We start from the raw sequence: 326 nt of genomic DNA on the forward strand, positions 1-326 counted from the left end.
GTCAGGGCCGGCTGCTCGTTCACATCCGCAAAGGAGACCTCGCTCACCCGATCCGAGCCCGCGTCCACGGTGAAGTGACCGGTGCCGGTCAGGGTATTGCTGCCATTGAGGTTGCCTTCATCCAGGCTCACCCCGCTGCCCGCCACAAAGCCAGGCGCATTGCCATCCTTGATGGTGAGCGCCAAGTCGGTGGAGACCCTGTCCCCGTCCTTGTCGGTCAGGGTCACGGTCAGCGGCAAGTCGAGGGATTCGCTGCCCTGGTGATCCAGCTCGGCGCTCAAGACAACCTGGGCCGTGACGCTCCAGTTGCCGTTGTTGTCCACCAG

Annotated in this window: 1 protein-coding gene; it reads right to left on the reverse strand. The window is 64.1% G+C overall.

The features are described from left to right. The coding region (locus HB860_RS22005) for a hypothetical protein (RefSeq protein WP_247627959.1) at positions 1-326 on the reverse strand (326 nt) is incomplete at both ends.

Origin of the sequence: Aeromonas genomosp. paramedia (genome assembly GCF_023093515.1) — a bacterium.
Taxonomy (GTDB): domain Bacteria; phylum Pseudomonadota; class Gammaproteobacteria; order Enterobacterales; family Aeromonadaceae; genus Aeromonas.